The following is a 26,797-nucleotide window of genomic DNA, read 5'->3' as shown; positions in this document are numbered from 1 at the left end:
TTGGTCAATTATGCCCGCATGGATACATTTACTATCAACCTGCTTATGAACACTCAAGAGCTTGCCGCATACCTTAAGAATCGTTGGCCTGGCCTTTCTGCTATCTCCACCAGTGAGATAATGGCAGAGCTGCGTCGGCAGTTTCCCGGCACATTGGACAATACACTTTCGTGGCGGCTAAGCCAGCTAACCAAGGAAAATTTGATTCAAAGGGTGGGGCGTGGCCAGTATTCCTTTCTATTCAAGCCGGAATACAATGCGGAACTCTCTCTTAAATCCAAGCGGACAATCAACCGAATCAGGGCTTTATGCAATCATCCGCCTGCAGTCTGGGATACATCCATGCTGGATGACTTAATTGCAATTGAAACAACGGTTAACTGGCTCTTCATAGAAGTTGATCGTCCGGAGCTGGATCAAATCTTCGCCAACGCCCAGCAATTCAGTAAGAAGATTTTTGCCAACCCCGACAAAGAAACCATTGCACGATACATGCTGCCTGTCGAAGAAGCCATCATTCTCATCCCTCAGGTTTCTGAAACACCTATCATTAGCCAAGGCGATTATTCCATGCTGGCATTAGAAGGGTTGCTGGTAAATGTGTACTGGTATTACGATAAATACTTCAAGCCACTTGGCTACGACATTGATGCCATTTTCAGGAATGCACTGAAACGATACAACGTAAATACATCCAAACTGCTCCGCTTTGCCGGCCGTCGTGACAAGCGGAGTGAAATAGAACAACTGCTAAAAAAGCACAGCATATGAGTACAGAGCCATTAGACATTGAACAATCGGAAGACATTGTACTGGATGACAAGCAACTCGTTTGTCTGCTCACCAATGAAATCAAAACAGCCAAACCACAGGAAGAAAACCTGCAGTCGGTCATCCGTATGCTCAACGAAGAGTATGGATTTGACCTGACAGATATGGAGCGTGATTTCAAAATTGAGTATACCGACCCCGATACCAACAAAACCAAAAAACAGAAGGTAGACCTGGTGGTATTCACCAAGGGGGCAGATCACGATCAGGAAAATATTATCCGGGCCTGTATTGTGCTCGATGACAAAACCAAAGAGAACGATAAGAAGAAAGGTATAGTAGCCACTTTGGAAAATGCGATGGGGGCATTGGACAACTGTGAATTTGGCCTCTGGACCAATGGCTCCATGAATCACTTTCTGCACCGCGAATCGGATGCTGTAGGTTTTGATTATGTCTTCACAGATATATCTGATTTTCCAGGCGAGGGGGAAACACTGGAAGACCTTGACCGTGCCGACCGCTCATACAGCCGAAAACCGGCCAACGATTCCATGATCAAAGTGTTCAAACGCTGCCACGATTATATCTATGGAAACGAAGGCAGAAAGAAAGATGCTTTCTGGCAGCTGCTGAATCTCATCTTCTGTAAACTCTACGATGAGAAGCGCCGGTTTATTTGTGCGGAAAAAGGCGAAAGCTACCGCCGGAAGTTTTGGGTAGGCATCAAAGAACAGAATACCGATGAAGGCCGCAAAGAAGTAGCCAAACGCATTAAAGGCCTCTTTGAAGAACTGAAAACCGACGAAATATTTTCCGAAGTATTCGAAGGAAACGAATCTATTGGCCTGACAGATAAAGGTCTTGCCTACATAGCGGGCGAATTATCTCGCTATTCTTTTCTCGATGCTTCCGTAGATGTAAAGGGCCTGGCTTATGAAACCATTGTGAGCAACACGCTGAAGCAGGAAGCTGGACAGTTCTTTACACCCCGCAACATCATTAGGGCAATGGTAGAAATGATGGATCCGGAAGAACACCACCGGGTGCTGGATCCGGCATGCGGCTCGGGTGGTTTTTTAGTGATGGTGCTCGACCATGTTCGGAAGAAAATCGCCAAACAAATGTTCCCGCATTTGGACGGTCCTTTGTTGGCTGAAAAGTTCAACTCATATGAAGTGAACGAGCGGGTGAAGCAATATGCAGAACATTCCATTTTTGGCTTCGACTTTGACCCCGACCTAAAGAAAGCTGCCCGTATGAATATGGTGATGGCAGGTGATGGCCATGCCAACATCTTTCACGTGAACTCCTTGGCCTATCCCAATTGGGAACATCCGGAAGAGATATCCAAGATCAAAGAAGCCCTGGAAAAGAGCCTTGATTTTTTGGAAGATTATGAAGGTGGCTTATTGGATGATGCCCGTGGCAAGTTCGACCTCATATTTACCAACCCACCATTTGGCGCCAAAGTAAAGGTGGAACCAGAAATTGCGAATCGGTATCAACTTTCACAATACAGCACAGCCCCCGAAGTGTTGTTTATTGAGGCCTGCTACGACCTTTTGAAAGAAGGAGGTCGTGTGGGCATTGTATTACCCGATGGCATCCTTGGCAATCCAAATACGCTACCAGTACGTGAGTGGATTCTGGAACGATTTAAAATACTTGCTTCGGTTGATCTTGCTGTTGAAGCATTCCTCCCGCAAGTGGGGGTGCAGGCTTCCCTCCTTTTCTTACAGAAAAAATCTGAATTGGAAAAGCAACTGGCTGCCGATGGAGAGGAAGATTATGAAGTATTTATGGCAATTGCTGAAAAGCTGGGCAAAGACAGAAGAGGAAATCCAATCTACCAGCGGGATGAAGATGGTGCCGAAATTCTTTTTGATACAGAAACACAATATGTGGTACACAAAAGAAACAATACATCAGAGGTCAGAAAAAGGCGCGAAAAACTAAAATGGCTAGATGATGATCCGCCCTCGATCACCAAAAGTTATTTCAATTTTTTAAAAGGAGAGAGTTTATGAAAGCGGGTAGGGTACAGTCAAAATATATTTGTGAAAGCGGACGACTTAATTCAGATTTTCACTTAACTCAAGGTGTTATTTATGACAGGCAATTTCGTTTAAGAGATCATTATACACTAAAAGAAGTGACGTCAGATATCTTTTGTGCTGGCAGAAGTAAACGAATATATGTCGGAGAGAAACACGGAATACCGTACTTGGGAAATACGGATATATTATCCTCCTCCCCTTTGGTTGGCTGTAAATATGCATCTGCTAAATTTTGGAACGAAAAAAAAGGCTTTTTAAGTGAAGGAATGATTCTAACTGGTCGTGTTGGCCAAAATACGGTGGGTTCATACACATTTGCTTCAAGGGAAATCAGCGGGTGTCTGGGTTCAGACAACGTGATAAGGATAATCCCAAATGGAAAGGTTAAGACCGGCTTTTTATATTCATTCTTAGCTAGCAGATATGGATTTCATCTCTCACGCCGACACATTAGCGGTAATGCTCAACCGTTTGTAACGGAGGAAATGTTAGCTGGAATTCCTATTCCTCGCTTTGAAGACGATAAACAACAAGTAATTCACGACCTGACTACCAAAGCATGGCAAAATAGAGATGAAGCAAATCTTAAAATAAGAGAGGCAACTGAGTTTTATCACCAAGAACTCTCTTTATCAAAGTCTCTGTTAAACAAACTGTCTCAACCTTTAGAAAGAAATATTGCGAATACATTCAAAGTATCGGTTTCAAATAACCTGTTTCACACCTTTAGGGCCAGAAATTTTAGTCCGAGGAAAGGAGAGATTATAAGTTTTTTAAAGACTGGAAAATACGATACTCTAAAAGATGTTTTAATGTGCGACCCACATTATGGTGCTAGGTACAAACGTATTGAAGCGACATCAAAAAAATCAGTTGAACTATTATCACAAGGTGATCTCTTCAGTTTCAATCCGAAAGGCAAATATATCTCAGCAAAGCACATAAAGAATATCACCGAAGAGTCCGTTGCAAAAGGTACCATTCTAATACCAGGACAGGGCACTTTGGGTGAAAACGAAATATTTTCCAGAGCGAAATTCGTATGGGGATATCTTGAAGGTAAAGTCATTGCGGGCCATGCAATGCGATTCATCCCAAATATCAACAGAATTGACTCTGGATATCTATTTGCTGTACTTAACTCTCCTTTTTGGTTTCGTCTGTTTAGAAATACAGTGTATGGCACAAATCTACTCGGGTATATTGTTCCACTTCTAAATGAGTTGCCAGTTCCTCGGCTTGAACCTGCTTCAGAACTTCAAATAGGCGAAATGATGAAGATTGCATATGATAAGTTAACGATAGCAAATAAGTTGGAAAATAAAGCCTTTGCTATCCTTCAAAATGAAATTGAATCATGGCAAGAATAATCACACCGCCCTATTTCGATTCAGTTGTAAACGCTGGAGAAAAGCGTTTACTTGATTTTCTGGAAGTGCATCTTCCAGATGATTATTTCTTGTTGCCCAACCTGGAGATTGCTTCTACTAATCCAAGGAATAACAAAACGCAGTATTGGGAATATGATTTGGTGGTAATAGCACCACATGCCATTTATAATATTGAAAACAAGGATTGGCGTGGCCGTATTGAAGGTGGTGATACCTATTGGTATGTGAACGACAAGCAGAAACAAAACCCACTCAAACTGGGTCGCATAAAAACCGCAATCCTTGCTTCTAAGATCAAAGAGCACAATCTAGCTTGGTCAAAAGCGTGGATTCAAAACCTGCTAACCCTTTCCTATCCCAATAGTTACGCACCGGATATTTTCGACGAAGCGGCAAGGCTTTCCTTTGAGTTGAAGCCAGCCCTCATTGATTATATCACAGACCCACTTTCGGTTGGTCAAACAGCTAATGCCATCAAGAGTATCCAACAATAGTTGGTACAGTTTATCATTGGTAGCCATGCTAAGAAAAAGCCTGAAGACAAACGGGAGGTGGAAGGCTATGAAATATTGGATATCCTGCAGCAGGAACAAAACTTTATAGAATACCTGGTCAAGCCCAAGGGCGTCACTTCCACCATTCGCAAGCGGGTAAAGGAATATGCACTGCAAGTTTCAGGCCTTTCCCTACCAGAACTCCAAAAGCGCCAGGACATCATCACCAACCAATATCATGCTTTATCTAAGATCAAAACCAAGCCCTTCATTTTAAATGTGGAGTTTAAGATCGATGAAGAAAACCATGTCTTCTACGAGATATCCGACTTTCTGGACGAGAACTCCTTAAGAGCAGAAGCCCGCAGCCGCACCTTCACATTCAATGAAAAAATTGGCTTCATCAAAAACATCATTGCTGCCTTACGAGAAGCCCACAAGGAAAACATCTTTCACCGAGATATTAACCCCGATAACATTTATGTAAGTGGTGGCTATGCATTTCTTGGCAATTTTGGAAAGGCCTACTTCACCGACCATAACCAGCAAGGCTATACGGTAATGGCCACCTTGAATGAAACCAATGCCACAGCCTACCATCCGCTGGAGCTTACCGTGGGCGATGCCTCCCGGTCATCAGATATTTATTCCTTAGGTATTCTCATCTATTGGTTGTTCACCGGGCAGGAACCAGTCCGTTCCCCATTTGCTTTAGATAAGATGGGCGGCAAACTAACGCCCAATTTGCTCCCTTCTGCCATCAATGGCAATCTCCCCAAATGGCTCGATGAGCTTTGCAATAAAACAATCGTGGTTGAGCGGGAAGACAGATGGGATAATGTAGATGAGCTGGAAGCGTTCCTCAATCAGAAACTGAAAGAGAACGACTCTCAACCAGCAGGCCAAACAGCTAAGCAACCGTCCTCACTTCCATCGACCATTGTTGAAGAATTGAAAGAAGGTGATCGGGTTGGTGACTATACCATTTACCAAGCGACTGGGCAAGGGTGGCTATTCCGAGGTTTTCAAAGTAAGGCACACCCTGCAGGGAAAAGACTATGCTTTGAAGTTGTTTCACGAAAGCGTTAATCGTGCCAGCGTTACAGATGAGTATAACGCATTGCGTGATCTCAACCATCCGAATATTGTAAAGTTCATCTGGAACGGAACAGTTCCCAGTGGCCAGTTCTACACAGTTACTGAATACCTGGAGGGCGAAAACCTCAGTGTTTACACCCGCACAGATGCAAGACTGCCCATTGCCAGAGTATACGAAGTGGCGCATGATATCCTGTCTGCCCTTCGGGAGATGCAACAGCAGGAAAACCCCATCCTGCACCGGGATATAAAACCACAGAACATCATGTGGGATAAACAGGAAAAGTTTGTACTTATTGATTTCAATGTAGCCTCACTGGTAGCAGATAACAAAGACTTCGTAGGTACCAACCCCTACCTGGCGCCCGACCTGATTGAAGATTCCAAAGTGCATTGGGATAAATCTGCTGATTTGTTTGCCCTCGGCATTACACTTTATGAACTCATAGCCAAACAGTATCCTTGGGCGCCAGATCGTTTTCCCAGAGTCAGCAAGGACCCTGAGCCACTTAGTAAATGGGTAAATACAGTATCGCCAGCATTTGAAGCCTTCATTCACAAGGCTATTTCAACAAAACCGAATATTCGGTTTAAGGATGCGGCTGAAATGTTGAATGCGCTGGAAGCAATTGGTAAAGATGGCGTTTTACAACCCTTGAATACTGCACCCGTGGCAGCGCCAGCTATTCGTACTTCGGACATAGATATAGTTGAGTATCTCAATTCGCTATACAGCCAGTCTAAGCATGGTAATGCTGGTACACGGGCCAGCCACGAAACCAAAGAGCTGGACCGACTTACCTACACAAAAACCAAACTGGATACCAACCTTATCCCAGCCATACTGGATGGAGCAGTACAAATTGGTGATCATTACAGGAAATGCCGGCGATGGAAAAACAGCTTTCATCAAGCGAATTGAAGAGGATAATTCTATTAAAAGCCTCTCCCGATTCCACCATAAAAACGGAGCCCGATTCGAGATCAATGCTGTTCCTTTTGAAAGCAACTACGACGGATCACAAGACGAAAATGACAAATTCAATAATGATGTACTTGAAGCTTTCTTTTCACCATTTGTTGGTTTAACCAACTACAACAAGGCTAATGAAGGCCGGCTGATTGCCATTAACGAAGGACGACTTATCGAGTTCTTAAGTACATCTGTCCATTTTAAGAACATGGCCAATGCCATTGAAGAATATTTCTATCAGGAAGGTCACTCTCCCTTGCCAGAGGGTTTATTGATTATCAACCTGAATCTTCGTTCCGTAGTGGCAGGAGACGCAGACAATCCTAGTCTTTTCCGAAAACAGGTAAAAGCATTAACAGACAAGTCATTGTGGCTAAAATGTCAACAGTGCCCTGTTAAATCTCATTGCTTCATCCGCTACAATGTTGAGTCGTTTAATGACCCTGCTTCCGGGGATGAAGTCACCGCAAGAATGGAGTGGCTGCTCCGAGCAGTAAGTCTCAAACGGGAACTGCACATCACCATGCGTGATTTGAGGTCTTTTATAGCTTTCATGCTAACACGTGATTACAGCTGTAAAGACGTTGATGCATCGCTGCAAACCGAAGATCCGCTGGCGATTTGGAACCATTACTACTTCAACATTTCTGATCCGGCTGCCGCAGATGGAGGAAATCAAGACAGGTTAATAAAGCTCGTAAGAGAAACCGACATCGGCAGTGTAGCGATCCCTCACCTCGACAGAGAATTGTTCTTTGGTAAACACAAATCAAAAGACTACCTGGAGTTTGCAGAAAGAGAGTTGAATTTACTCGACCAATTTAACCAAAACAAAAACCTTAGTCCGGCCCACGAGCAAACGTCAGAATCTATTTCAAGACTACAGCGCATTCATAAGGCCTTCATACGACATCATTACTACGAAGGAAGAGCAGAACTAATAGACACAGATTTAGGCAATGTCCAAATACCTTCCTTCCTAAGACGTATTCCATATCAGTCGCTTTTCACCTTTGTTGATCTGTTGAAAACCGGGGATAAAGACGATCCAACCAAACGGTCTATTTCACGTGCCATCTCACTCAATGAAGGCTGCGACAACGTTGCCATCGATAGTAAGTATCTAACCCTTGGCTCAACAGAGATCGAAGATCCCATCAGTAAATCATTCCGCCTTTTCGCTTTAGATCGATTCGAGCTGTATGTAAATAAAACTGATCACCTAACCAAGTACCTTGAGTACTTCCCGGATAGCCTGGTCTTCAGACACAAAGCGCAAAAGCACATCAAGCTCACGATATCATTGGACCTGTATGAAATGTTGTATTTCATACAAAAAGGTTTCAGTCCATCTTTAAATGATATCCGCGGCAAATTCATTGAACTGATCATTTTCAAAAATCTGTTGGAGAATTTGAGCTACAAAGAGGTGGTAGTCACCAGAGACAATATTGAGTACTTCAAGATTTCAGTTCAACCAAATCACAAACTTCACCTTGAACCAATGAACCTGTAATCATGCCTATCAAGCTTAATAAAGAAGAGAGCGTTTTCCGCAACGAACTGATTTTTGCAGGCGATGCGAAGCAGGTGAACATTGACAATACGCTTGTCAATCTCTTCATGCTTTTGCGCCATAACGGAATACGTCCCAAACAGCGTGCCCGATCTGGCGACAATACAATAATTGAAGTCGAAACCATCAAAGAGATATTCAGAAGGCTAGAATTGAGCGATGCAGTTTCTGGCTTTAGAGATAACCCATTAGGCACAGAGCTCTGGATAAGAAGCAACTTAGTGAACATGGTTTATAGGGGCAACTCGGACAAAGAAAAAATATCCTCTCTGCGTCCAATTCATTTAGAATCTTACCGACTCCGTAATGCCACCAGTACCCGTGACTATAACAATGCAGATCAGGTTTTTTTGATGTTGGGTGCTGAACCTGCTATTAGAGATGAGCTCATATCTTTTCTTTCAGAAGGCTGGGACAAGGTTACAGGACAGATAAACACGTTTGACTCCCTCGATGTGGATAGCTTAGGGCTTCTTCAATTAATTAAAAATATTAGCACTGGCTTCAAAACAAGCAGTACTGGTTTGAATAACATTAAACCAATTCTTGAAAAACAAGCTAAGCTCTTCTGTGAAGACATTAGGAAACTATTAGTGTATAAGCGAATTATCCCTCGCAACGTGATGATTGATTATTTAAAGACCATCACATCTTTCCACCTTTCAATCTATCTCCAAAACCTTATTCAGCTTTTACCAAAAATGATTACAGCTGGCACTACCGAAGTCACCTCTCAGTGGTCAATTGTAGTGGACTTGACGGATAACGTGGATAGTAAGGTGGCATCTCTTGCTGCAGCCGACGCAGAAATAATGAGCAACTCCATTTACGATTACATTAAAGCAACATTTCAAATAAATGCTGCCTTAAGGCGTCTCAGCTTAAACAAAACTAATTCTGATCATTTAGCCAAGGCCTTAGAAATTCTTTCAAAACGAGATGACCAATTTGATCTTTACTTCAATGTGCTATGGGACGCAATCGTGCAAAACCTGAATGATGACGACAGAAATTTGTTAGAGGAGATTGGCAAATATGAAACCAAACACTTTGACAAATACATTGAAGCTATCATGAAAGCCAGAACTGGCTATTTGTATCCATACCATGTACAACTTCTTGATGCCCTTTCACAGAAAAATACAGAAAGAGGGATCCTTGCACAAGGAAGAAGCAGGAAGCATCCACGCCGCTTTGTGCTGGGTACTCGTTTATTGGAGGCGCTGGTGCAAATTCTTGTTTTAAGAAACGATGGTAACAAATATTATACAACAAGCCTATCGATAGAAGAACTTACTCAGGAGCTTCGCGAAAGGTATGGTCTCATTATTAACGGCAACGATGATTCCAGATTTGCCAACTCCAACGTCTATACTAAACAGGCCTTTAGAGAAAATCTCACAGCATTCAAATCAAAGTTGCGACAAATTGGCTTCTATACAGAGTTAAGCGACGCATACATCCTTCAGAAAGTTAGACCTCGTTATATCTTAAATGCCTAATTGATGCACACTTCCATTTCCCCATATTTCCAAGAGATAATTGATTTGCTACTCGAACTCAATAGTGCGGAGCTGTTGAATGCAAAGCCTGGCCACTGCATGAAAATCACAGGTTTTGGTGAAGCTGAGTTAAACTACATTCTTGAAAAAGTAAGAAAGACATATCCTCGCATAGACAGCTTTATCATTTCAGATGATCGATCAAGTAGCAACCATATTTCAGCCAGTAAGCTGATTGAATTGCGCAATAAGGAAGAAAAACCTTTACTTATACTTATTCCTGCTTCAAGCCGCACTGCAGCCGAGGATTCCTATGGAAATAATACTTTCAAAGACCTATCGTTAGATGACATTGAGGCTCGTTTGAAAATTAAAATGCTTAGTCTGGTGCCTGTAGAATGGTATTCAAATGTTGTTTTCATTCTAAAATCATTTGAAAAGCAAGCAAGTGCTTTAAGTAATGCCATCAAATACCTACTGGAACTTAAAAAGCAGGGATTTACCTCAGAAAGTATTGGCAACAATCTCTACTTCTTTGGTTTAATTCCAGATAGCAAACTATTTACAGTAGAATTACAAACGAAAGCACGTTTGAATTTCAACATGCGTTGTTCGAGTCTGATGGCAACTTTTAACAAGCCAATCTATGACCGAATTTCTGAGATGCCCATCGAGCCCAATTCAATCCAGCCATACATTGTTAACTTTCTAAAAGCTGAAAGTGGCATTAGAAATGCAAGCCAATTATTCCAAAGGATCTTGGAGAATTATCCGGAGCTCAATTTTTGCAATTGGCCTATTCCTGAATTAGACACAAAGGGTATAAAACTTTTTACTACAGAAATTTCAAGCACTGATTTCAAATTGGAGGAAGGCACCAAAGTGCTGCATGCTAATTCAACGAGAGCGTCCAAAGTAAAGGTTAAGTTCAACACGCAGCCCAATCCATCGGAAATTTCAGAACTGCGTTCTTTTCGAATTATCCTGATGAGGGTAACCGGTGGTGCTGGTGAGGAGGTTACTGTACTGAAGAAAATAAAAAACACAACCTCAGGACGGTCTTACAGAGAGGCAACTGTAGAGCTACATCCTAATGTTGTTGAAGAAGGTTCATATTTTTTCAAAGTTTATGCAGAAGATGAGCATGGTAATGTCCTGAATGCAGATGATGAATTTAAAGAGGCTTCTATACAAATGGAATGGGAGCGTCAAAAAACAGAAAATCCTGATTTGCTTAAATCAAGCTTTGACTTTAAACTGACTTGTGATTCGGATGACTTCCATTTTCAGGTAGAAGAAGGTGAAGAACTACTGGATAATATTCGAAAGGACAAGATTCATAATGTAACTGAAGCCTATTTCAAGTTTAGGATTGAAGACCTTAGAAAAGGTATTCGCTTACAATCACCCGTACCGACAGAAGACTCTAACACATGGCAGGACGGTCCAAAACCAAAGCAATTAGCCACTTTCCATATTGCATACAATACTCGGCACAATTATCAGGTGAATATCCCTTCCAAGCTCCGCGAATTGGAGTGGCTATTCTTGAATAACGCAAATGAAATCGGTACTGTTGTCTGTGAGCTCAGTCCGAATGCGAGTGAAATTGCATTTCGCTCAGCATCATTTCGCTCCAGTGTCTTAAACAGTATTATAGATACTGATATTGTTTCACTTCGTCAGCAACTTTTCAAAAGCATTCTTCAGTCAAATATTGCAGGCAATGGAATAGTTGAAACTACCAATCTCATTTACCTGAGAAACCAGATTGAAGCCTACATTCTTTCATGGAGTTCTTGGGTAGCCCAATTAAAGTCCAAATTGGGAGATAAGCTTATATCCAATGAAGAGAAAGAGGAGTTACAGCGCTTTCTTGCCGAACTGCAATTCAGCGACTTAATAAAGCTCAAGACAAACTTACCAGACGGCACCCCGATTGAAGCCTTGCTATTATCACCAATCCATCCACTAAGGTTAAGTTGGTTTGTACAACTTATCGATCATATAACGATTGGGAAGTAAAAACGCTCGAATTTCCAGGACATCAGAAGGCCTGGTTCAAAGGATTGAGCGAACTTTTTGAAGGAGAATTATATCCTGAAAATAACCCTTTAGTTATAGTGGAGCCGAACGGCCTCAAAAATTATCACTACACAGGCGAATTAATGCAAAGCTGGGGTATTTATCTGGCTTCTCCGATAGACAATTCCTCAGTAAACAGCACTTCGATAGACCGGCAATTGACACAGTACTTTCGGCTACTCCTTAATGTAACCAGGGAAAACTTTGTAGACAATGATGTGAACTTAAAGTTGGTTGTCCGGCAAATCAAGAATTATAGGGCACAACACCCCTACACCGATAAATTGATTCTAAACATATTTAATGCAGGTGATGCATTCATCTTTGCAGATGCATTTGTGGAACTTGAATCTGAACCTGATTTCGAAAATGTCAAATATGAAGTACGCATTTTCAGAGGGCATGATAGAATCATTGAACATGGCGAAGGATTGAAAAACCTGCTTAATCCGGAATCGAATATTCGCGATGAAGCAGAAGCCTTTGCACAGCCCTCTGACAACCGCCTTTTCCCCAAGCTTCGCTTTTCAATAAACATGATTGAAGAGTATATACGCCAGCCTCATCTCTTCACTTCCCACATAAGCTTCTTCATAAGCCCTTTCCCAGTTCGCGTAGAACTTTTCAAACCCAATCTGCCATCACGCTGCTTCTTTCTGAATGGCCTCATTACAGATTCGGCACTCAATGTATCCACTGCAAATGATGAGACTAAATGGAATCGTTATATTTTAGCCTCCAATCTTTCTAGCTGGAAAAATGAATTATCAAATGCAGCAGGGCTGTTCTTTGACTGCTTGCAGTCATTCACGGCCGGCACCCTGGCTTCCAGACCAACAGATTCCTTACCATCCACTCAAATCACACTAAATGCGTTGGATAAAGTATTACTGGCCCATCTGCACAATCATTCTGATTGGGTAATCACTTATGATAGAAACTTGGGGCCAGAAGTGTTTGATCTTCCTTCAAAAGATAACTCAATTCCATTCTTGTTAGATTACATTCCTGGTGATGAAGTATCAGGCATTTCTTCCTTTTTAACCACGAGGCCAACATCTGAAGTTTTGGCTTTGCTGGGTCCTCATTTTCAGGAATTTGGCCTTAACATCGACAACGAGTCTGATAGTCGTACCATACATCAATTGCTGGAAGATTTAAGGGCAGTAAGCAGTTCTCTTATCCTGCAACTCAATTCAACAAAGAATAAGGCGTTCGAAGTAATTGGCTCTGCATTTACCAAACGGGTGCTCGAAAAGAAAGGGCTATTGCAGGAGAGCTTTCTGATCCCACCGATCTCCATCAGGACTTGTTTGAAGATCGCCGACAGAAACAAAAAGCAGGGCTGATAATCTGCTCATTTCTATTGATTGCGAAAAACGGCAAATCTCTGTTACTGTAATTGAAGTAAAATGTCGCAAAGCGCTGACAGAGGCTGAAAGAGCCGACCTCAAGCTAAAGATGAGGCAACAGATTCTGAATACAATTGAAGCTATTAGGTCTCACTACGATCCTGAATATCATCTTTCATTCGATCGCCTTGACCGGGAAATAAAAAATAAGGAACTTAAGTCACTACTCTCATTCTACTTAGATCGGGCATCGAGGTACGAGTACTTGTCAGACAAAGCTTATGGCGCATATAATGACTTCTTACAGAATTTAGATGAGGGCTTCTCATTTAAGTTTCAGCAGCTAGGACTCATCTTTGAACTCGGTTTCCCTAAAAGGCACCTGAAGGAGTCAATAGATGCAGATTGTACATTCTTCACCTTTGGTGAACGTGTGATCAAGGATATTCTTGATCCTGATTCTGACCTCAATACAAGGCGCCTGGAGGAGAAAGTACTGGACGACGAACTGAGCGAAGCAGTTGGTATTAACCAGAAGCTCAGAGCGTTTATTCAGCAATTCAAAATCGAAAGCAAAAAGACGAGTGAACATTTAGCATCAGAAAACACTCAGTCTGAGGACACAACACAAAGCGCAGACCACGAAGTCCCAGACACTTCTGCCAACGAAAATCCAATTTCATCGTTGGCAGATAAAAACAGTCGCCGAAATGATGAAGACGATGAAGGTGGTATTATTGATACTTCAAATACGCCAATTGATACGCCGCCTATTGAACCTGCGAATATCATTGAACATGAGGCCCCGGAATATGATGTAATGATTGGTAAAAATGGAGATAGTACCCAGTTCGGAATCCTCGGAAAAACCGTGACAGGAAAATCAATAGCTGTGGATCTTAGCGAAACCAACACCATAAGTCTTTTTGGCGTGCAGGGTGGCGGCAAAAGTTATACTATTGGAACAGTGACAGAAATGGTTCTAAAACCATTCAACAAAGTCAACAAGATAGAAGCGCCACTGGCAGGTGTCATATTTCATTACAGCGAGAGCATGGATTATGAGCCAGAGTTCACTTCAATGATTTACCCAAATGACAAGGATGCCGAATTAAGAAAGCTAAAGCAAGAATTTGGCGCAGAGCCAGGTCGAATTGAAGATGTGGTTTTGCTTACCCCAAAGGATAAAGTAGAAGCAAGAAAGGTGGAATACCCTTCAATTGACGTTTTTCCTATTGCCTTCAATTCAAAAGAACTGAATGTGCAAGACTGGATGTTCTTGCTGGGAGCTATCGGCAATGATTCGACCTATATCAAACAGTTGAAGGCCATCATGAAGGATCGACGGAATAACTTATCGCTGGATCATATTGGACTCAGTGTAGAGATTTCGGAACTCCTATCAAATAGTCAGAAAGCATTGGCCAAACAAAAGCTGAGCTTTGCCAGGGAGTACATAGATGATGCTGTGTATCTACGTGATCAATTGAAGCCTGGCCGACTAATAATCGTAGACCTTCGTGATGAATTTATTGTGAAGGACGAAGCTCTCGGCTTGTTCGTAATTATGCTCAATATTTTCTCTGGAGTCAAAAACTGGAAAGGTGTGCATTTCAATAAGTTCATTGTGTTTGATGAGGCCCATAAATACATGGACAACAAAGACCTCACAGGCAACATAGTAACTGCTATCAGAGAAATGCGCCACAAGGGAGTAAGTATAATGATTGCCAGCCAGGATCCACCTAGCCTTCCTAACGAGATAATTGAACTGAGCAGTATTGTCCTGTTGCACAAATTCAACAGTCCGCAATGGTTAAAGCACATTCAGAAATCTGTCACCCAACTTAGTGCATTAACACCCGCTGACATGAGTGCATTAATGCCCGGTGAAGGTTTCCTTTGGTCGTCCAAAGCTTCTGACAAAGCAATAACAGTGAAGCCTGTAAAAATTTCAACCAGACCCCGTGTTACCAAACACGGTGGAGGAACAATCCAAGCTACTGGTCAAAAATGAAAGTGTGGAGTCATACAGTAAAAGGTCGAAAGCCTGTTAATGAGGATTACTTGCTATATCAAGACCTGGGCGATGGTAGATACATTTGCCTGATTGCTGATGGTATGGGTGGCTATGCCAAAGGAGATGTGGCTGCCAAACTGGTTGCGGAAAATATGTTAGCACTTCTCTCTTCGCAAAAGCAAGTCGATCGAGCCTGATTCAAATTGGCATCAACAAAGCCAATTTGGCCTTACGCCAAATGCGAACCCGTACCTGTGAAAAATCAGGCGCTACGCTTGGAGGTGTTTACATAGAAGGTAATAAGGCAATTTGCTTCTGGGTCGGTGATGTCAAAATCCTTCACTTCAGAAATAACGAACTCGTATTCGAATCCAAGCCGCATTCCTTAACAACTGAGCTACAGGAGCGAGGTATAGTTATGGATGCTGGAGCCATCGCATCCCACCGCCATATTGTTACAAGATCTATTCAAGGTGACGATTCAAATCCGATTGCAGACTTCTATGAAACCTCTCAACTATCACATGATGATTCTTTTCTCCTATGCTCTGATGGTTTCCCTCTGCAGCAAATCTATTCCGCTTCCTTTATGGAAAACATGCTAATTTCCATACAGACGCATGGCATTACCGCAAATGCTTCAGACGATTCATCTGTGGCGTTTATTGCCGTTTAAACAAAAGCACTCGATGCTCATATTCAAATGTGTTTCTAAAAACCAAGTTTAACTTCCACACTTCATGGAAATAGACCTTGTTAAATGGTTTGACACCCAAAAAGGATTCGGTGTACTGGTAAATCCCGAGCAGGACTTAATCTTTATTTATTGAACTAGGTTGTGGAAGAAACCAGAAAAATAAAATTATGAATTTCGTTAAACGGCAAAATGCTAAAATCCTTGGCGGGCCACCAGTCGATATAGCCCTGGTACAATTCTTTGAATATTTGACAAGCTGCTGCCAAATGCCAACAACTTTATAGGACTTCCAAATATTGTCCCGTTTTTCTAGAACCTATCTAAAAAACAAAAAGGCCATTCCAAAATCAGAAAGCTCTATTAATATTTACTGTGGAAAAATTGTGGTAACTTACCTTTGACTGCTAATTAAAATATCTTAACCACACCAATAGCTATGCTGGAAATTGAGTTCAAATACTTTCTTGATAACAAGAAAGAACTCGTTGGCAAGTACGCCTCCAAATTTATTGTTATCAGAGGTCAAGAAGTTGTAGGTGTCTTTGATTCCGAAATTGAAGCATTGCTTGATTCACAAGATAAGTATCAGGCTGGTACTTTCCTTATACAACTTTGTGACCCTAATGAAGCATCATACTCCCAAACCTTTCACTCAAGAGTAGTATTTATTTAATGCAGGAATTAAAGTCCGCCAAAAATCATAAAGGCCAATCCTTTACAGTTTCTTCTCAAACCCGCCTCCGAGAAATAATTACTGAGTGCCATGTTTCCCTTCCTTTCAAGCCAGGGGTCTCGCCAGGTTCACACCCGACACCTCAGCCTACAAAGGCTCTTTGGGATACTGGAGCTACTAGTTGCGCAATTACACGAGATTTAGCAATTAGATTAGGATTATCCCCTACTGGAAAAGCACAAGTGCATCATGCGGATGGAGTTACAGAAAAGAATACTTATTTCGTAAATATCTTTTTACCAAACAAAGTCGCATTTGTATTCATTCCAGTAACTGAATGCGAATCTACTGCAGGTGCTTTCGATATAATTATTGGCATGGATTTGATTACCCGCGGCGATTTCGCAATTACCAATCAAGGCGGCAAGACAACAATATCTTTCAGAGTTCCTTCGAACACCACGATTGACTTCAATACTGACGACAATCTGGATGCAAATAACAATTCTGTTCCAGGCCCTAAATCGGCAGAACAACAATCTACTACTAATTTTACGGGTGTTTCACAAAATGCGCCATGCCCTTGTGGAAGCGGCAAGAAATTCAAGAGGTGTCACGGTAAAGTCTAATCCGAATTAGGTTTGCCTGTAATACTTATTACTTTCAATAGTGCCCCCATTAATCCCGGCCAATCTGAAGTTCGTAACCCGGCGGAAGCATTGTTTCTAATATTGATGTAGTTCCTGATAATTTAGCCCATCACTACACTTCAAATATTAGGGCCAATTTAGAAGTCTAACAGTTTTACATTTATTATCTAGTTCAAGCATACCATAAATGCGATGCATAATCAAAGAGGCAACTTAAGGGTCGAGCAATCCATAAATTGTTCTGGAAAATTGGCAAATCTTCATCTTATACCTGTATTGAAAGAGGATGAATATTTAGTTAAGCCGATTGATTTGGATGGCGATGCACCCAAGCAATTTATCAAGGCTTACTTTTTTTGAGCCAGATAGTGTGGTTCGAAAGTCTTCATCTAAATCCTGGCATTCCTTCATTGCAAAAACTGCAGAGAAGTGGTACCCGCATGAGTCAGTAATTGAATACATGATTAACCGTATTGGTCAGGTGCTTGATCCAAAAATGAATGAAATCAAGTTGGTGCAAGCAAACGGGCAAATCAGATTTTGCAGCAAGTTTTTTCTGAACCGGGACGAAAGGTTGATTCACGGTGCCGAAATATGTGGCGAGCACCTAGGCGACTTAACCATGGCTGAAGAAATTGCGAACAATAAGAAAACCTCCAGAGAGCTATTCACTTTCGAGTTTATAAGAGATTCGATTCGCACAGTTTTCCCCGAGAATTTTGAAGCATTGACTACTGAGCTTGTTAAAATGATCGCTTTTGATGCTCTTGTAGGTAACAATGACCGCCATTTTTACAATTGGGGAGTCATAGGCACAATGAAAAAAAGTAAAAAATTGCCTACTTTTGCCCCCCTTTACGATTCAGCAAGAGGTTTATTTTGGAATTATAGTGACGAAAATCTTAAAAACCTATTGAAAGCAGGACAAAAAAAGGTTTTGTCGTATATTGAAAATGCCTCTCCGAGGATAAGCATTGAAGATAATTCCAAAGCGAACCATTTTGAACTAGTAGATTTTGTAGGGAGACTAAACCATGAATATGATCAGATTGTAAAATCAATGTCCAGTCTGGAAAATGAGCTAAAGGTTTTGGAAATGCTTGAAAAAGAGTTCTTTCCGATGTTCATTCAAGCTAGAAAATCATTAATCAAAGAGGTAATTCAAACCCGGTTTAAAAAAATAAGGGGGTACTGATTATGTTGCGTAAAATCATCAACTGGTTTAGCAAAAGCGAGGACGATCGTGAATTGCAAATACAATTGCCACAGGGCGAAGACTCTAAATTTACTTTATCAATTGACAACTTAAAAATCGGTTGGCTTTATTGTGAAGGCAGCTACTGGTATTTTAAATATTCTGAAGAGTTTAAACAGCACTCGAACGAATACAACCATATCGTTGGATTTCCGGATTTGAATAAAGTCTACAAAAGCGAAACACTTTGGCCTTTTTTTTCAAATTCGTATCCCTGGTTTAAAGCAGCCAGCCGTACAGGAAATAATTGAAAAGGAAAACATTGACAAATCAAATGAAGCGGCTCTTCTTAAGCGTTTTGGTAAGAAAACAATTTCTAATCCTTACGAACTTGTTCCTTCATTTTAAATAATGCTTTTTACCGGAATATAATTAAGGCCTACTTATGAAGTAGGCCTTAATTATTATACTCCACATAGAACTATTTCATTCCAAGTATTGTCTTCCCATTTGCTTAGAATTAAATATCCAGTGGTGAATCTGTGGCCAAACAAACACCCCATACCCGACACCATTCGCTATCATCAGTAACCACACACTCACACATGAAATACATCCTCATCATTGGTTTGCTGCTTTCCTGCAGCATTCAACATAAACGTCTCCGTTAAACTAACTATTATTCTGAAAATTCTTTGTGAAATACTCCATTTACCCAATGGTAGAAGATCCAACAGGCTCACTTCGATTTTAAGCCGTTGGCATTATTAATTGTAACTACAGTAGAGAAGCATGCTTTTCAGCTCTCCTGACCAAATCCCATGTTACCAAAAGCATTTATGGTACTAGTTCATTCACACATTCTTCTATAACATTTATAGATTCAATTAGAACAAAGTTGCCATTCCACTGATGGCTAAAAGCGAACCGTCCCACGGTCATTCCGCGGAGTTGTGTTCCAGTCAAACTGAATGGTGCCGCCCTTACTAACTTTATAAAAGAGTCCCAAGCTTTGTCACTTTTATGCGCAATTCCATTACGAATTCTTTTCAGCTTGTCGATATCATTTTGTCTTGCCAATGATGTTGGATATCTATGTCCTGCAGCTAAATAGTTATTTGCTCTTTTTTGAACAACACTATAATCCCACTCAATAAACTTTTCAGGACTATCCGGATGATTTAAAATCTTTTCAGCATATCGCATTGGAGCACCAATTGTCCTAAATTTCTTAATGTCCTTTTTCAAAAATCCATCATTGGTTGTTGCGAGGTCTATAATCAATATTTCTTGAATAAATTCTTCCCAATGTGTCCATGTACTTAGTAGTAATCCTTCTGTCAGCTTGTGGGCATCAGGAAAAGTAAATGGTCTATGGAGTCCACTTTGAGCATGTAGCTTATTATAAACAGTCCTGATGTGGTTCAGGGTTGTCATAATTTCTGCTTTTGAATCGTTGACAGTTTTCATAAAAAACTTTGTAAAAAATAAATAAAAGAAAACTATAATCTATTTCACTTGCGGCAAGTTTCATAACGCTTTGTATGTTCAGTAGCAATAAAAAATTCGTAACTGTATTCCCTTTCGCCAATACAAATACGTTGCTCTAAAAATCCCTATCGTTTTTCACTTTTCCAAATGTTTACCATCTTTTGCCCAAAATATTTCGTCGCTGTATGCTGCTGGAATAGTGTGGGCAAGGAGTGTGACCTAACAAAAGGTCGGCGGTCTTCCATCGTTCGGCCAACAAAAACCTCGCCAGCCCGGCATGGCACTGCTGCAGGCCAACACACGCAGCTTTGTGCAGCAGAGCCATACCGCCCTGCGGGTGCTCCGCAAGCTCCGCAGGCTGTCGTGGTTTTTGGCCGCCCTCAGGTCGCCGCCGTCCGGCCCTTTTACTGGCTGCAGCCCAGCCTACCTTGGTTGGCTCCCTTACTTCCTTTCGCTTCCGTTCCGTTTCGCTGCACTACGCCTGCCAAGCCCAACGCACAATACCCATTTATTGGCCAGGCTTCGTTGGCTCCACTCTCACTACAACTACAGTCAGCGGTCGCTGCACTGCAGGATAGGCAGGCCTGCATCCATCGGGCCTCCACCACTTTCTTGTGCGCCGCCGGCTGGCCACCCTCAGCTGCGGGCCTGTACCCTCCAGCTTTCGGGCAGTCGCTCTGCTGACACAGCTCCGCTTTACCTGCCCTACAGCCTGCGGTCACGGTTTTTGCATCGTTGCGCTGTTCAACTGCTATTTGTGTTGATACTGTAGTAATAAAATGAAGCAGCGAAAAGCAAAAAACCGTGCCAGGCCCTTTGCGTATACGGACTGGTGCCTCCGCCTCACTTTGTCGCTGCATTCGTTCCTCATTCCGCTCCGCCGTTGCGGCTCCCGGCCCCAGCCTTCGGGTGGCTCGGCGCTGGCGGCGCTGAACTGAAGTACATATCCCAGCCATTTAAAGCCTTTGTATCTGCAGTACTAAGGTTTTGGGTGTGGTACCGTCGCTGTTTGACGATTTCGTTTCTATTCATCAGTCCGTTTTGTTGACATCCCTCAACAGTGGATGCAATGCTAAAGCAGCTACACAACGGACATGCATTTAGGTAATCAACATTTTCGGCAAAACTCCTTTATCAGTGTTCACCGTTTCCTTTTAAAAGAAGAGAAAAAAAGAGCAGCAAAGTTAGCTGCGGCCCCCCCACCGCACAAAGCCATCCTCGTATTTCCAAACCGAACGCAAAGGCCCACGCACAATCCCATCATTACGGTTTGGAAATACGAATGCCCACACCCCAAGGGCTTTCTTTTTTTCTTCTTTTTCTTTTAAAAGCAATGTTTATGAAAAACGCAAACGACGAACTGAGAGCCTACACCTGCACCGAAAATTATTACCGCCATCCGATTAGCCGGTTGCTCTACACCGATGGCGTATGTGCCATGGCTGAAAAGTTTCAGGCCTATTGGTTGATAGACCTGGTATTTAGCCACCAGCTCACGGCCAGTGTCAAAAAGGAAGGCTTTCAAAAATGGCTGCTGCAGCGCCTTACAGGCCATCGCTTTGTAGCCGTGGCTGATGATGGCAATGGCAAAGAGATTGCCCGGCAAGAAATTCAGTTCAGCGATTTCGCAGCCGACCAGTGTACCCCTGTACCTCATTGATGGCGTACTGCTGCTGCCATCCGAATACTAAAATGTGGGGCCCTTGCAAAAGCAAGGACCCTTTTCTATTTACTCATAGAAAGACTTACTTTCTACGCTTCTTTTAAAACCTGGCTGACCACCCATCGGCACAGATATTTCAGGTCCGGATTTTCCTGAAGATTGGATTGAAGTGTCAGACATATTCAAAGTATCACCTAAAGGTTGAGGCTCATCCTCTTTTACTGTTTCCTTTTCTTTCATTGTATTGATAATCTTACCATGTCCTCCCCTTACTGCCTTTAGTAAGAAACCGTTTTTTTGAAAAGCTGCGACATTGATTTTCAATCTGCCTGTCATTTGAAATTCCCATACAGCACACATCTGCCTATCTGTGACCGATCGCTGGACCGGGACCACTATGCATTACTCCCGTCCTAAGGCAGCAAGAACGAAACTGTTCTATGCTTATCCCAATAAGAGTGCAGAATTGATTGACAGTGACATTCTCAAGGCCGTTTTTCCATACATGCAATTTACAAAATACCTATGGCCAGTAATGAAAAAGCCCCCGCCGGAACCGGCAGGGCCTATTGTACTCAAGAACTCCGCTGCTATTAAGAACCGCTCACTTTCACCAGTGCCAGTGCGTTGTATGTACCATTCTTCAACGAGTACATACTACCGTTTACTTCCTGATAAAACTCAATACCCAATACGAGGAACAGTGGTTTGGTGCTGGCGGCTGTTACTGTGTTCGACAGGGTGAGTGCAGTGGTTGTGGTTGAATCAGGGCCACCAAGCACTCAGCACTCGGTCGAGTCAGATACATAGCTCTCTGACTCAAAGTTCAACCTCAGCACCTGCTAAAATCAGTTTGAGTGAGTGCTGCCACCTGGCGCCGCAATCATGTTGATGGGAACAAAAGGCGGGATAACCACTTCCAACCGCACCGCTGGTGCGGTTGATGCTGGCGGTAAATGGTGCATACAGCGTAGTGCCCAGCTTACCCCCTGATATTGAAATCAAAGCCCTCCAACAGTTCGGCTTCCCCGTCAATCACGTTGCGCTGACCACGGTCGTTGGTTTCATCGGCCTGAATCACCTTCAAAGTCAGCCGTCATACGGCTTACCATACGAGGGTCTGCAGTGTTTTGGAGCGGTGCCCGGAATGCAGTGCGAAGCAATTTGCCCGCCTTACCGGCCCGGCCAAATTCTGCACCATTTTCCCGTGTACGGGCAAACGATGGATCGTTGGCAATGGGGTCGCCTTCAACCCCGCCCTTTTCACGGGCCAGGTACCCGTCCTGCGATTTGTAGATAATGTGATGCCACCAATAGTGCCATCGAGGTTTGATAATACCTTTTTGACGTGCCATTTGATAACGATTTTAGTGATTGATGCGAATTGCAACCCGAATTTACCACACGTACCAAAGCCTTACCAATTAAGCACTTTCAGCTTTCGGCATCCTTGCCGATTTTTCCATATTGTATATATTTATCATGGTAAACTATTTAGTATTTTTATCATAGTGAAACCCTATTTACAGTATAGTTGAAGTATAGATGGAGTATTAAATCAAAGAACACAATGGAGCGTATTTGTATCTACCCAAAAGACATTCAAATCGTAACCGGAAGGGAGGAGCGAACGCTATGGTCGTGACCCATCAAAAGGTTAAATCAAAGCTGCTGGGTAAAGAAGACCATCAGGTCGTCACCGTTCATGGAGTTCTGTCAATATTTGGGACTGCAATTTGACGCTGTCATTGAAAAGTGTACAACTGAAGAATTTCGACACTGTGTCGGAATTTCGACACTGTGTCGGAATAGAAAAGCGGGTTACTCACTTTCGTTTGTAACCGCTTGATTTTCAGGCTCCCCTGTTGGACTTGAACCAGCGACCCTCTGATTAACAGTCAGATGCTCTAACCAACTGAGCTAAGGAGAGGAATTTCCCTTTCGGGGTTGCAAAAATAGGGGTTTAGATTGTTCAACCAAACAAAAAATTATTTCAGCCGTTTCTTTTTTCTAAATATTTCTCCGCTATCTGCCCCATCGTCCGCAAAGGATTGGTTTTTCTGAACTGGCTGAGGCTTTCTGCTCACCCTGCTTGCCAATGCCATGGCCAATATTTTCCCATAAAGGGCTCAATACCGGGCCGGGTAGTCCTCCCCATTCCTAACCTTTTTGTACCCGATGGATTCACCTTTAGCATCTGGTCGGTTATTTATACCTGGTTGCCGCTGTTGTATGTCGTTATCAGCAGTAGCTGGCTGTGCTCAAGCAAGAGCCAAAGCCCACCACAGCGCAACGCAGTGCGGCAGCACAACTGAGCCCCCCTCTTCATCATCAGTGGTATCAATAATGTAAGCTGCATCTTGCTGCTCGAGCATTCCTGAGGTAGGCAGTGCCTTGGCCTTGCTGGTATTGCTGACGCTTCTCCTTCCTGCAGTTTCGGCGCATAAAAAAGGCTACAGCCACCGCTTCGGCCGCCATACGCTGGCTCTTATTTGCCCCATTTGTCATTTGCTTCGGATGGATATCGATAGCCACCATTGCCAACACCACCGCCTTATTGGTGCATGTTGGCTGGCAGGGCGGGCCCATGAGCCAGCTGTTTGGTCGGCGGTAATGATGTGCGTGGTCTACTCGCCTTGCTGGGTGGGAACCGGTTTGCGGCAGCCACTGCGGCCGTAGTGGTGGGGAGCGCAATGCTCGGTATTTACCGTGCACAACAAACCACCACGCCGTGGCTTGGGCAGATGGCGTTGGATAGTAGCCAGCTGCACTGGCCAGCATTGCAGGCTTCTGGTTGGCAAAAAAAAACAACACCACAAACTCATCCACAGTCAGCATCCACAGATAGGCATCCCGTGCACATTCGTGGCACTTTACCTATTGTTGTTGCTTTACCATGGCACTCATTAATATTCCTTTACTGCAGTCTATTGCCCGACGCCTCTATATCTCCTCTGGCAACCCCCGGCGTATGCAATTGAAAGTGCTGAAAAACTATTGACCAAGGCCCGTTACACCGAGTTTGGCAGCAGTTTGATTGATAAATTCTCATGAGCCGCCATGCCGGCAAAGCCTTCAGCAGCGGGTTTACCTACGATTACAGCAAGCAGCGGCCAATGCTTTTGTCACAAAACCCTGCAAGTGCCCGATGTGCTGGCCGGGGCGATCAATTTTTTGCCCTTAGCAGCGAGCACAAGGAAGCGGCCAAGGCAAATATAGCATTCCCATGACTTACAAAGACCTCATTAAGGCCAACAACCAGTCTGCGGCAGTTGTTTTCCCTCACCGGCTATCAGCCGATGTCAACTTTGGGGCGCTGCCCAAAGGTTGGCTCCTGCTGGGCGGCAGTACCGGAGTTACAAAAGGGACCTACCTACCTGCCGGGCGACCTGAGTGGCATTCAGCAGCGCAATATTCCCTTTTGGTTTCAACGCCTGTACAAGCCGGGCAAACGCATAGCCAAGGAGAGAGACCGGGGCAGTAAAAATTGAAGAAATTGTTGCCAACGCCCCCAACTGGGATATTGGTTTCATAGTGGGGTGTTCCGGCATGGTTGCAGCTGTATCGAAAAAATTATTGAACGCTACCAGCTCAACAATATCCACGACCTAGGCGTGGCCCAACTTCGTTTTTATGTACACGGTGGTGTGGCCATGGAGCCGTATAAAAGGGGTTCGAAAACTGTGGGCAAGCCCATTACCTCAGAAACCGCCTGGCCAGCGAAGTTAGCTTTTGGCTTATCAAAACCGCCAGCATGCCAAGGGCATGAAGCTGGTCCATCAACATACAATTTTCTTCTTTGAATTTGTGAATTTCGACGAGCAGCTTTTGATGCCGAAGGCAACATGCTGCCCGATGCATTGTCCTCACTGATTCATGAAGTGGAAGGAGGCGATTACGCTATACCTCAGCACCAATGCAGGTGCGTGGCGTTACCTTCATTGGCGATACCGTTCGCTTTGAAGACCTCGAACATCTCGAAATCATCATCCACCGGCCGACCAACACTTCCCGAGTTTGGTGGGCGAACACCCGAGTGTAGAAAATATGAACAGGGCCATTCAAATGGTGGCCAAGAACCTACCGTGTGCATTCCGGAGTTTACGGTGGCGGGCAACCTTATGGCAATTTCTTTGCTCACCATTGGTTTGTAGCTTGCGACGATCCTTAATGGATGAAACGCAACTTCGCCTGCTGATAGATGCAAAGCTGGAAGCAACTCAACGATGACTACGATGGTAGAACATGCGTTGAAAGAAGTTTTGCTGACAGTACTTACCCGAACATGCATTCCTAGACTTTATGGCCAGCAAGGGGAAAAATTGGGCACAGCACAAAGTTTCCACGGGTGCTGAAGGGCAAAATGTGGGAAGACTGGCAGAAGTTTCTGCAGTCGCACAAGATTAAGGTTGCTTCATACCAAACCTTAGCTGGGAAATTGTCCGCCCTCACAATAAGCTTGCATGGGATATTTTGTTGAAAGGCATCGGGTTGGGATTGTTCTTATCCATAAGCGGTAGGGCCCATCGTGTTCGCCATTCTCAAAGTGAGCATGAAAATGGGCCACAAAGCAGGTTACGCATTCATAGCGGGCGTTAGCCTTGGCGATGTACTGCTAGTACTCGTTGGCAATTTGGCAGCAGAATTATTGAGCTCTGTTTTACAATACAAAAAACTGGATTGCTGCCGGCGGAGCTCTCATTCTTATTATGGGCACCTATAGTTTGCTCTTTGGCAAGACCCGAAGATGACAGCCCCAATGACTCAAATATCGTTTCGGCAGCGGGATATGCTGCGTTTTTCCCTTGCAGGGTTTTTTCATGAACCCTCCACTGCAACCCCGCCCATTTTCTTTTGGCTCAGCACCTGCACGGCTTCTTTGCTTTTTACCCCTGCGGGGAAAGGACCTTGTTGTTTGCTGCCTGCCTTGTAACCGTGCTGGCCACCGATTTGGAAAAGTATTTTTTGCCGGTCGCATTCGCTCTTGCTTACGCCCACGCACCTGCATAAAATTCACCAGCTATCTGCGCTTATCCCTCATTGGGTTTGGTGTCGCCATTTTTGGTGGGCTCATCATCAAGCATCATGCAGTAACAGTCCGTTCCA

Annotated in this window: 24 protein-coding genes and 1 tRNA gene; 18 read left to right on the top strand and 7 right to left on the bottom strand. The window is 43.3% G+C overall.

Translation table 11 applies throughout. From position 1 onward, the window contains the following. The first annotated feature begins 18 nt into the window (after window positions 1-18). The 17 genes from GLV81_RS00095 (at window position 19) to GLV81_RS00040 (ending at window position 18,848) form a co-directional block, all read left to right on the top strand. Window positions 19-771, top strand: coding sequence for a DUF6577 family protein (locus GLV81_RS00095; protein ID WP_157475817.1), 753 nt, complete (start codon window positions 19-21; stop codon window positions 769-771). Further along, the gene (mads2, locus tag GLV81_RS00090; RefSeq protein ID WP_157475815.1) at window positions 768-2,801 is read left to right on the top strand and encodes a methylation-associated defense system DNA methyltransferase MAD2; all 2,034 of its coding nucleotides are present in this window, start codon (window positions 768-770) and stop codon (window positions 2,799-2,801) included. The genes GLV81_RS00095 and mads2 overlap by 4 nt, the downstream gene beginning before the upstream one ends. Next, window positions 2,798-4,201 carry a methylation-associated defense system restriction endonuclease subunit S MAD5 gene (gene mads5, locus GLV81_RS00085; RefSeq protein ID WP_157475813.1) on the top strand — a complete coding sequence of 468 codons (1,404 nt, stop codon included), beginning with the start codon at window positions 2,798-2,800 and terminating at the stop codon, window positions 4,199-4,201. Before mads2 ends, mads5 begins: the two co-directional genes overlap by 4 nt. Continuing rightward, the gene (locus GLV81_RS19055; protein ID WP_197428789.1) at window positions 4,189-4,716 is read left to right on the top strand and encodes a nuclease-related domain-containing protein; all 528 of its coding nucleotides are present in this window, start codon (window positions 4,189-4,191) and stop codon (window positions 4,714-4,716) included. Before mads5 ends, GLV81_RS19055 begins: the two co-directional genes overlap by 13 nt. Next, window positions 4,717-5,805 carry a serine/threonine protein kinase gene (locus tag GLV81_RS19050; protein ID WP_246186137.1) on the top strand — a complete coding sequence of 363 codons (1,089 nt, stop codon included), beginning with the start codon at window positions 4,717-4,719 and terminating at the stop codon, window positions 5,803-5,805. Then, window positions 5,690-6,736, top strand: coding sequence for a serine/threonine protein kinase (locus GLV81_RS19045; RefSeq protein WP_197428787.1), 1,047 nt, complete (start codon window positions 5,690-5,692; stop codon window positions 6,734-6,736). The genes GLV81_RS19050 and GLV81_RS19045 overlap by 116 nt, the downstream gene beginning before the upstream one ends. Then, on the top strand, window positions 6,663-8,303 hold the full coding sequence (locus GLV81_RS19040) for a hypothetical protein (protein ID WP_197428786.1): 1,641 nt from the start codon (window positions 6,663-6,665) through the stop codon (window positions 8,301-8,303). The genes GLV81_RS19045 and GLV81_RS19040 overlap by 74 nt, the downstream gene beginning before the upstream one ends. 2 nt (window positions 8,304-8,305) lie before the next feature. Next, a complete protein-coding gene (mads7, locus tag GLV81_RS00075) occupies window positions 8,306-9,865 on the top strand; it encodes a methylation-associated defense system protein MAD7 (RefSeq protein ID WP_157475811.1) in 1,560 nt (519 codons plus the stop codon). 3 nt (window positions 9,866-9,868) lie between these two features. Continuing rightward, window positions 9,869-11,890, top strand: a complete 2,022-nt coding sequence (gene mads8 / locus GLV81_RS19035; RefSeq protein WP_197428785.1) for a methylation-associated defense system ATP-binding protein MAD8 — start codon at window positions 9,869-9,871, stop codon at window positions 11,888-11,890. A gap of 44 nt (window positions 11,891-11,934) precedes the next feature. Further along, a complete protein-coding gene (locus GLV81_RS19030) occupies window positions 11,935-13,299 on the top strand; it encodes a hypothetical protein (RefSeq protein WP_197428784.1) in 1,365 nt (454 codons plus the stop codon). 112 nt (window positions 13,300-13,411) lie between these two features. Then, the gene (locus tag GLV81_RS19025) at window positions 13,412-15,319 is read left to right on the top strand and encodes an ATP-binding protein (protein ID WP_197428783.1); all 1,908 of its coding nucleotides are present in this window, start codon (window positions 13,412-13,414) and stop codon (window positions 15,317-15,319) included. Then, on the top strand, window positions 15,316-15,519 hold the full coding sequence (locus GLV81_RS00065) for a protein phosphatase 2C domain-containing protein (protein ID WP_157475809.1): 204 nt from the start codon (window positions 15,316-15,318) through the stop codon (window positions 15,517-15,519). Before GLV81_RS19025 ends, GLV81_RS00065 begins: the two co-directional genes overlap by 4 nt. 41 nt (window positions 15,520-15,560) lie before the next feature. Then, window positions 15,561-15,998 (top strand): PP2C family protein-serine/threonine phosphatase, encoded by a 438-nt coding sequence (locus GLV81_RS00060; protein ID WP_157475807.1) that lies wholly within the window; start codon window positions 15,561-15,563, stop codon window positions 15,996-15,998. A gap of 457 nt (window positions 15,999-16,455) precedes the next feature. Beyond that, window positions 16,456-16,692 carry a hypothetical protein gene (locus GLV81_RS00055; protein ID WP_157475805.1) on the top strand — a complete coding sequence of 79 codons (237 nt, stop codon included), beginning with the start codon at window positions 16,456-16,458 and terminating at the stop codon, window positions 16,690-16,692. Beyond that, complete coding sequence (locus tag GLV81_RS19020; RefSeq protein WP_197428782.1) at window positions 16,692-17,321, top strand: retropepsin-like aspartic protease; 630 nt, start codon at window positions 16,692-16,694, stop codon at window positions 17,319-17,321. Before GLV81_RS00055 ends, GLV81_RS19020 begins: the two co-directional genes overlap by 1 nt. A 337-nt stretch (window positions 17,322-17,658) precedes the next feature. Further along, window positions 17,659-18,537, top strand: a complete 879-nt coding sequence (locus tag GLV81_RS00045) for a HipA domain-containing protein (RefSeq protein WP_197428781.1) — start codon at window positions 17,659-17,661, stop codon at window positions 18,535-18,537. Window positions 18,538-18,539: 2 nt separating this feature from the next. Next, complete coding sequence (locus tag GLV81_RS00040) at window positions 18,540-18,848, top strand: hypothetical protein (protein ID WP_157475802.1); 309 nt, start codon at window positions 18,540-18,542, stop codon at window positions 18,846-18,848. A 526-nt stretch (window positions 18,849-19,374) separates the two neighbouring features. Here GLV81_RS00040 and GLV81_RS00035 read toward each other — a convergent pair. Then, a complete protein-coding gene (locus tag GLV81_RS00035; protein WP_157475800.1) occupies window positions 19,375-20,007 on the bottom strand; it encodes a hypothetical protein in 633 nt (210 codons plus the stop codon). Between the two features lie 1,360 nt (window positions 20,008-21,367). Here GLV81_RS00035 and GLV81_RS00030 point away from each other — a divergent pair. Continuing rightward, window positions 21,368-21,688, top strand: a complete 321-nt coding sequence (locus GLV81_RS00030) for a DUF6876 family protein (RefSeq protein ID WP_157475798.1) — start codon at window positions 21,368-21,370, stop codon at window positions 21,686-21,688. A 69-nt stretch (window positions 21,689-21,757) separates the two neighbouring features. On the opposite strand, the gene GLV81_RS00025 is transcribed toward GLV81_RS00030, so the two are convergent. From GLV81_RS00025 to GLV81_RS00005, 6 genes are all read right to left on the bottom strand, one after another. Continuing rightward, the gene (locus GLV81_RS00025) at window positions 21,758-22,015 is read right to left on the bottom strand and encodes a hypothetical protein (RefSeq protein ID WP_197428780.1); all 258 of its coding nucleotides are present in this window, start codon (window positions 22,013-22,015) and stop codon (window positions 21,758-21,760) included. A 269-nt stretch (window positions 22,016-22,284) separates the two neighbouring features. Next, on the bottom strand, window positions 22,285-22,473 hold the full coding sequence (locus tag GLV81_RS19015; protein WP_197428779.1) for a hypothetical protein: 189 nt from the start codon (window positions 22,471-22,473) through the stop codon (window positions 22,285-22,287). Between the two features lie 282 nt (window positions 22,474-22,755). After that, window positions 22,756-23,046 carry a hypothetical protein gene (locus tag GLV81_RS19010; protein ID WP_197428778.1) on the bottom strand — a complete coding sequence of 97 codons (291 nt, stop codon included), beginning with the start codon at window positions 23,044-23,046 and terminating at the stop codon, window positions 22,756-22,758. Between the two features lie 501 nt (window positions 23,047-23,547). Then, window positions 23,548-23,621: transfer RNA gene (locus GLV81_RS00015), tRNA-Asn, on the bottom strand. Window positions 23,622-24,031: 410 nt separating this feature from the next. Next, window positions 24,032-24,529: a hypothetical protein gene (locus GLV81_RS19005; RefSeq protein ID WP_197428777.1), complete on the bottom strand. Its 498-nt coding sequence runs from the start codon at window positions 24,527-24,529 to the stop codon at window positions 24,032-24,034. A gap of 518 nt (window positions 24,530-25,047) precedes the next feature. Continuing rightward, entirely contained in the window at window positions 25,048-25,296 is a 249-nt protein-coding gene (locus GLV81_RS00005) for a hypothetical protein (RefSeq protein ID WP_157475794.1), read from the bottom strand. Between the last annotated feature and the right edge of the window lie 1,501 nt (window positions 25,297-26,797).

This window comes from Phnomibacter ginsenosidimutans (genome assembly GCF_009740285.1).
Classification (GTDB): domain Bacteria; phylum Bacteroidota; class Bacteroidia; order Chitinophagales; family Chitinophagaceae; genus Phnomibacter; species Phnomibacter ginsenosidimutans.
Note: the sequence above shows the minus strand (reverse complement) of the source record. Positions and strands in the feature narration are given on the sequence as shown.